Here is a 7,043-nt window from a genome sequence, read left to right on the forward strand (position 1 = left end):
CCACAACCGGACCTTCCCATGCTGGCCTCAGAACCTTCCGTTCCTCGGGCGCGGCTGGCAGGTCGGGCACCAGAAGGAGGAGCGGTTCATGAAGGCCGAGCGACGCATCGGGGCGCCGCAGCGGACACAACCCTCGCCCTCGCGGCCGTAGGCGTTGAGCGAGCGGTCGAAGTAGCCGCTGGCGCCGTTGACGTTCACATACAGAGCGTCGAAAGAGGTGCCGCCTTGAGCCAACGCCTCGCTCATCACCTCGGTGACGTGGGCGAGCAGGTCGTCGACCAGCGCCCGTCGGAGCGTGCGGGTGTTGCGGGCGTAATGCAACGGGACCCGCCACAGCGCCTCGTCGGCGTAAATGTTGCCGACGCCAGAGACGAGCGACTGGTCGAGCAGCGCGCGTTTGATCCCGGTCTCGCGCCTCTTCAGCCGGGCCGCGAACTCGTCGGCGTCGAAAAGGGGGTCCATCGGGTCGCGGGCGATGTGCGCGATCTCGGCCGGCAGCTCCGCTCCCCCGTCACTGACGGCGAGGCCGCCGAATATCCGCTGGTCGACGAAACGCAACTGCCGTCCGTCGCCGAGTTCCAACGTGACTTTGAGGTGCTTCTGCGGCGGGCTGCCCGGATCGCTGACGAGCATCTGCCCGCTCATGCCCAGATGCGCGACGATCGCGTCGCCGTCGTCGGTCGGCAGCCAGAGGTATTTGCCGCGACGTCGGGCCGCGACCACGGTCCGACCGGCCAGCCGGGCGGCGAAGTCCTCCGGACCGGGCACGTGGCGACGCACCGAGCGGGCGTCGTGGACGGTCGCGGCGTCGATCATCCGGCCGACGACGTGATCGTCGAGGCCCCGCCGGACGACCTCGACCTCGGGCAGCTCAGGCACCGGGCGCGGCCGCGTCCTCGGCGCTCAACGCCTCCCAGGCGATCTGAGCGACATGCTGCTCGGCTTCCTTCTTCGAGCGGCCCTCACCGCCGGTGAAGACCAGCTCGCCGAGGTGCGCCTCGGCGCTGAACAGACGCGCGTGGTCGGGCCCCTCGGAGGTCACCACATAACGGGGGGCGTCCAGTTCGAGAGCCGCCGCGATCTCCTGCAGCGAGGTCTTCCAGTCGAGCGCGGCCCCGAGCTTCGCCGCCTGGGCGATCAACGGGTCGAAGATCCGGTGGATCACCTCGGCGGACCGCTCGATGCCGAACTGGATGTGGATCGCGCCGATCAGCGCCTCGACCGTGTCGGACAGGATCGACGACTTGTCGCGCCCGCCGGTGGCCTCCTCGCCCTTGCCGAGGCGCACATGGTCGCCGACGCCGAGCGCCCGCGCGACCTCCGCGAGCGCCTTCGCGCTGACGACCGCCGACCGCAGCTTCGCCAGCTGCCCCTCCGGCAGATCGGGGTGGGTGCGGAACAGCGTCTCCGTGACGACGACCCCCAACACCGAGTCGCCCAGGAACTCCAGGCGCTCGTTGTTGGGGATCTGACCGTTCTCGTAGGCGAACGACCGATGCGTCAGGGCATGGGTCAGCAGCTCCGGATCGAGGTCCGGAACGCCGAGGACGTCGCGCAACTCCTCCGCGTCGTCCATGTCGTGCGCGGGCAGGCTCAGAGGACCTGACGACGCTCGCCACGAGCGCCGTACTGGCCGCACTCACCGCAGGCGCGGTGCGGGATCACCTTGCTGTCGCAGGCGGGGTTGGCGCAGTCGACAACCTGGACCTTCGCGGCCTTCCAGGCCGAACGACGGTGACGGGTGTTGCTGCGCGACATCTTCCGCTTAGGAACGGCCACGATGACTCCTTTGAATTCCTGGGATCACTTCGGATCGATCAGCTGGCTCAGCGAGGACCACCGGGGGTCGATCGCCGGTCCGTGTGTGTGGTCTGGATCGTCCGCGATCCGCGCCCCGCAGTCAGGGCACAGTCCCGGACAGTCCGGATCACACAACGGGTTCTGCGGCAGCGCGAACACCACCGCGTCACGCAGTGTCGGCTCCAGGTCGAGCAGGTCGCCCTCGAGCCACTGGACTTCCTCGGCCTCCTCCGGGTCGGAGGGACGATCGTAGAGGTACAGCTCCTGGACATCCAAGTCGAGAACCTCCTCGACCTGTTCCAGGCACCGCACGCACTCGCCGGTCGCCGTCACCGTGGTGGACGCTGTCGCCAGCACCCCGTCCATGACCGCCTCGAGCCGCAGCTCGATGTCGATCGGTGAACCCTCGGAGACGCCGAAGACGTCGTAGCCCCACTGCGTCGGCACCGTGACGGACAGCTCTCGCCTGCGCTCGTGACCCGGCTGTCGCCCCAGTTCCTGGGTGTCGATGACCAGAGGTCCCGTCCGCACGTTCATCCGTTCGTCATTGGTGCACCACACACGACCTGCGCGAGCAGGCCGTCGGCCACTCTACCCGCTGGGCGAGGTCGGGGGAAATCGGGAGGGGACGAGGCGCGGCGTTCCGCGCGACTCAGCTCAGCTCGGCGGCTCTCGCACGCCTGAACTCGGCCAACGGGGCAAAGACAACAGTCAAGCCCATAGAGGCGGTAGGCCTGGTACCTAACGCGGGCCTGGGAGGTAGGTGGGATACCGAACAAGGCCTTGGATAGGTACCTCACCTACCTCTCCTGCTGCTGAAGGGTTGCTGACATACCTTCCCGCTCGGGTCGTCCTCAGCCCCTCAGGCGAGCCGAGGACCGCCGAGCGTCAAGACCCCGACCCCTCGCGCGACGTGACCTTCCTCAGTGCTGGTGGCCGTACTTCTCGTCCAGCGCGGCCAGGACGACGGGCGGGACGAGGTCGGCGACGTCGCCGCCGTGGCGGGCGACCTCCTTGACCAGGCTGCTGGCGATGAACATGTAGTCCGGGGCGGTCGGGATGAAGACGGTGTCGACGCCGGTCAGGTTGCCGTTCATCTGCGCCATCTGCAGCTCGTAGTCGAAGTCCGAGACGGCGCGCAGCCCCTTGACGATCGCCGAGACGTCGTTCTGCGCGCAGTAGTCGACGAGCAGACCGGCGTAGGAGTCGACCGTGACGTTGGGCCGGCTCGACACCGACTGACGGATCAACTCGAGCCGCTGCTCGATGTCGAACAAGCCCTGCTTGGACTCGTTGATCAGCACCACGACGACCACCTCGCCGAAGAGGTAGGACGCCCTCGTGATGATGTCGAGGTGACCGTTGGTCACCGGGTCGAAAGAGCCTGGGCACACCACTCGCGTCATCTATCGCTCCCGTCCATGCGGTTTTCAGCGACCGTACCAAAGACAGGTCTCGCCGTAGGCGCGTTCGGACACGGTGTCGGCGCCGGGCGGCGGGATGAACCGATCCCGGGTCGAGCGCTCCACCACGATGAGCCCGTTCGGCGGGCACCAGAGCGGGTCGCGCAGGGTCTCGACGAGTGCCGCGACCTCGTCGGCGGGCAGGTCGTATGGCGGGTCGAGGAAGACCAGGTCGTAGGGGTCGGCGGGCGGCTGCGCCAGGAACCGCCGGGCCGTCGTCGCGTGGACGCGGGCCTCCCGCACGCCCAACTCCGACAGGTTCGCGCGGATCGTCTGGACCGCTTTGCGGTCGGCGTCGACCAGATCGGCGTGGACGGCGCCGCGCGAGACCGCCTCGATCCCGAGCGCGCCGGACCCCGCGAACAGGTCGAGCACGCGCAGGTCGTCGAGGCCGCCGAACATCGAGGTGAGCGAGGCGAACATCGACTCGCGCACCCGGTCGGAGGTGGGACGGGTGCCGCTGCCCGGCGGGGTGCGCAGGCGTCGTCCTTTGAGACGTCCCGCCACGATCCTCGTCATGCCCGCTCCAGGTACTCGGCTCGATCCGACTCCTCCAGCGCCAGCACCGCACGGGCCAGCTCGGGGAGCGCGGCGAGGTCGGGGTCGTCGGCCACGACCCGCTCGGCGGCCGTCCGGGCGTCGGCGATGACACCCTCGTCGCGCACCACCGACAGCAGCCGCAGGCTCGACCGGAAACCGGACTGCCGGGTGCCGAGCACGTCCCCCTCGCTGCGCATCGACACGTCGAGCCGGGACAGCTCGAAGCCGTCGGCGGTCGAGGCGACCGCCTTCAGCCGTTCGGCCGCGGGCGACTCCGCGTCGGCGCCGGTGACGAGCAGACACAGCCCCGGCTCGCCGCCACGGCCCACCCGGCCGCGCAGCTGGTGCAGCTGGGACATGCCGAAACGGTCGGCGTCCATGATCACCATCATCGTCGCGTTCGGCACGTCGACGCCGACCTCGACGACCGTGGTGGCGACCAGCACGTCGATCTCGCCGTCGGCGAAGGCCGTCATGACCGTCTCCTTGTCGTCGGCGGCCATGCGTCCGTGCAGCACGCCGAGCCGCAGGTCGGCCAGCGGCCCGCCCGCCAACTCCTCGTGCAGCTCCAGCAGACCCCGGGTGGGCGACTCCGGGTCGGGCTCGTCGCCCTCGCCGATCCGCGAGGCCACGACGTAGACCTGCCGCCCGCGCGCGACCTCCTCCCCCACCCGCTCCCACGCCCGGTCGAGCCAGGCCGGTCGGTCGGCCACCGGCACCACCGACGTCTGGATCGGCTGACGTCCGGCGGGCAGCTCGCGCAAAGTCGACATGTCGAGGTCGCCGAAGACCGTCATCGCGACCGTGCGCGGGATCGGCGTCGCCGTCATGACGAGCACGTGCGGACGCGTCTCAGAGCGGTCGACGAGGGCGGCGCGCTGCTCCACGCCGAAGCGGTGCTGCTCGTCGATGACGACGAGGCCGAGCTCGGCGAAGTCGACGCCGTCCTGGATGAGCGCGTGCGTGCCGACGACGATTCCCGCCGCCCCCGAGACCATGTCGAGCAGGGCTTCTTGGCGGGCCTTGACGCCCATCGATCCGGTCAGCAGCCGCACCCGCGTGGCGTCGGGGTCGCCGCCGAGCATGCCCGAGCGGGCGAGGTCGCCCAACAGCTTCTCGATGGTGCGGTGGTGCTGCGCGGCCAACACCTCCGTCGGCGCCAGCAGCGCCGCCTGGCCGCCCGCGTCGACCACCTGGAGCATCGCCAGCAGCGCCACGATCGTCTTGCCGGAGCCGACCTCGCCCTGCAATAGCCGGTGCATCGGATGCTCGCGCGCCAACTCCGCCGCCAGGGTCGCGACGACCTCCTGCTGTCCGGCCGTCAGCGCGAACGGCAGCCGTTCCACGAAACGCTCGCGCAGGCCCCCGGGCCGGGGAGGTCGCGCCACCGCACGGGTTCCCGCCGCCGCGTGCCGCCGCCGGGCCAGGACCGTCTGCAGCAGGAATGCCTCCTCGAAACGGAACCGCGCCTGCGCGGCCATGGCCTCCTTCATGCTCCACGGACGGTGCACGCTCTGGAAGGCCTCGGCCACCGGCGGGTAGCCGCGCGCGGACCGCACGTCGCCCGGCAACGTCTCAGGCAGATCGCCGACCACGTCGAGGCAGATCGCCACGCACTTCTCGACGTCCCAGGAGCTGACCTTCGCCGAGGCCCGGTAGATCGGGACGACGCCGCGCCCCAGCCGGTCGCCGACGGGGTCGAAGGCCGGATGCGTCAACTGCCGCCGCCCGCGGAAGGAGCCGACGACGCCGGAGAACAGGCCGACGGTGTCCGGCGTCAGGGTCCTGGTCAGCCACCGCTGGTTGAAGAAGGTCAACGACAGCTCGCCGGACTCGTCGGCCACCAGCACCTCGGTCCGGGTCTTGCGACCGCCGGGGCCGAAGGGGAAGTTCTTCAGCGACACGACCTTCGCCATGATCGTGACGTGCTGGCCCTCCACGAGACGCGACAGCTTCGTCAGCTCGCCGATCTCCTGATACCGGCGCGGATAGTGGCGCAGCAGGTCGCCGACGGTCCACAGGTCGAGCGCGGTCGCCAGCTTCTTCGCCGAGGCGTCGCCGACGACCCGCTGCAGCGGCGTGTCCAGACCGACCCGCACGCTCACTCCACCGCGACGAACAGCGGGTAGTTCTCCTGGCCGCCCTCGTAGACCTCGACGTCGATGAACGGTCGCTCGGACAGATGGGCCACGAGCGCGTCGGCCAGGCCCTCCTCGGCGCCCTCGCCGCGCACCAGCGTGACCAGCTCCGAGGCCGGGGTGAGCAGCCGGTCGACCACCTGGACGGCGACCGTCTCCTGGTCGTCGCCGACGAAGGCGAAGTCGCCGGAGATCACGCCGAGCACGTCGCCGGCCCGACAGGGTCCGACCATGGTCATGCCCGGCTCGCTCGCCACGGTGATCGCGCCGTGCGACGTGCCGCTGGCCGCGCTCGACATGCCCACCACGTCGTCGTCGAAGTCGAGGCCGGGGTCGTGCACCGCGAGCGCCGCCAAGCCCTGCACCTGCGCGACGGTCGGGATGACCGCCACGCGTGCGCCCGCCTCGCGCGCCGCCTTCGCCGCCGCCTCGAACAGACCCACATAACGCGCGTTGTTCGGCAGGACCACGACCTCCTCGGCGTCGGCCGAGGCCAGCGCCATCGCGACCATGTCGTGCGACAGCGGACGGCCCCTCGAGAACGGCACGGCGACCGCGCCGGACTCCTCGCAGAGCGCAGTGACGCCCGCGCCGGTGGTCGCGGCGATGACCGCGCGACGGCGCGACGGACGGCGCTGCGCGGCGATCTGGTCGGCGAAGTGCGTGACCTTGATCCGTCGCGGACGGCCGGCCTCCAGGCCCGCCTCGACAGCCGCGCCGACGTCGTCGACGTGCACATGGACGTTCCACAGGCCGTCGCCGCCGACCACGACGAGGGAGTCGCCGAGCCCGGCGAGCGCCCGCCGCAGCTCCGGGATCTGACCGTCGTCGCCGTCGAGCAGGTACATGACCTCATAAGCCGGGCCACCCTCGACGAGGTCGTCGCCCGCCTCGACCGGCACCGGGATCGTCGTCTTGACCGTCGGCGCGACGCGCCCGGTGAGCGCCTGCTCGGTGGCGTCGAGCACCACGACCAGCACCCGGCCGCCTGCGTCGACCACTCCGGCACGGGCCAGCAGCGGCATCTGCTCAGGCGTGCGGGCCAGCCCCTCGCGGGCGGCGGCCGCGGCGGCGGCGAACACCTCGCGCGTCGACGCGCCCC

General features: G+C 70.7%; 8 protein-coding genes. All 8 read right to left on the reverse strand.

Annotation, left to right across the window (positions count from 1 at the left end):
• Positions 1 to 27 precede the first annotated feature (27 nt).
• The gene (gene mutM / locus QM621_RS07420) at positions 28 to 879 is read right to left on the reverse strand and encodes a bifunctional DNA-formamidopyrimidine glycosylase/DNA-(apurinic or apyrimidinic site) lyase (RefSeq protein ID WP_414989735.1); all 852 of its coding nucleotides are present in this window, start codon (positions 877 to 879) and stop codon (positions 28 to 30) included.
• Complete coding sequence (rnc, locus tag QM621_RS07425) at positions 872 to 1,576, reverse strand: ribonuclease III (RefSeq protein WP_414989736.1); 705 nt, start codon at positions 1,574 to 1,576, stop codon at positions 872 to 874. Before rnc ends, mutM begins: the two co-directional genes overlap by 8 nt.
• 17 nt (positions 1,577 to 1,593) lie before the next feature.
• A complete protein-coding gene (rpmF, locus tag QM621_RS07430) occupies positions 1,594 to 1,779 on the reverse strand; it encodes a 50S ribosomal protein L32 (protein WP_414989737.1) in 186 nt (61 codons plus the stop codon).
• Positions 1,780 to 1,803: 24 nt separating this feature from the next.
• Entirely contained in the window at positions 1,804 to 2,337 is a 534-nt protein-coding gene (locus QM621_RS07435) for a YceD family protein (RefSeq protein ID WP_414989738.1), read from the reverse strand.
• A 386-nt stretch (positions 2,338 to 2,723) separates the two neighbouring features.
• Positions 2,724 to 3,206 carry a pantetheine-phosphate adenylyltransferase gene (gene coaD, locus QM621_RS07440; RefSeq protein ID WP_414989739.1) on the reverse strand — a complete coding sequence of 161 codons (483 nt, stop codon included), beginning with the start codon at positions 3,204 to 3,206 and terminating at the stop codon, positions 2,724 to 2,726.
• Between the two features lie 24 nt (positions 3,207 to 3,230).
• On the reverse strand, positions 3,231 to 3,782 hold the full coding sequence (gene rsmD, locus QM621_RS07445) for a 16S rRNA (guanine(966)-N(2))-methyltransferase RsmD (protein WP_414989740.1): 552 nt from the start codon (positions 3,780 to 3,782) through the stop codon (positions 3,231 to 3,233).
• Positions 3,779 to 5,902: an ATP-dependent DNA helicase RecG gene (gene recG, locus QM621_RS07450; RefSeq protein WP_414989741.1), complete on the reverse strand. Its 2,124-nt coding sequence runs from the start codon at positions 5,900 to 5,902 to the stop codon at positions 3,779 to 3,781. Before recG ends, rsmD begins: the two co-directional genes overlap by 4 nt.
• A gap of 2 nt (positions 5,903 to 5,904) precedes the next feature.
• A partial coding sequence (locus QM621_RS07455; RefSeq protein ID WP_414989742.1) for a DAK2 domain-containing protein occupies positions 5,905 to 7,043 on the reverse strand: 1,139 nt, incomplete at its 5' end.

Source organism: Aeromicrobium sp., from assembly GCF_047606445.1.
In the GTDB taxonomy this organism is placed as follows: Bacteria; Actinomycetota; Actinomycetes; order Propionibacteriales; family Nocardioidaceae; genus Aeromicrobium.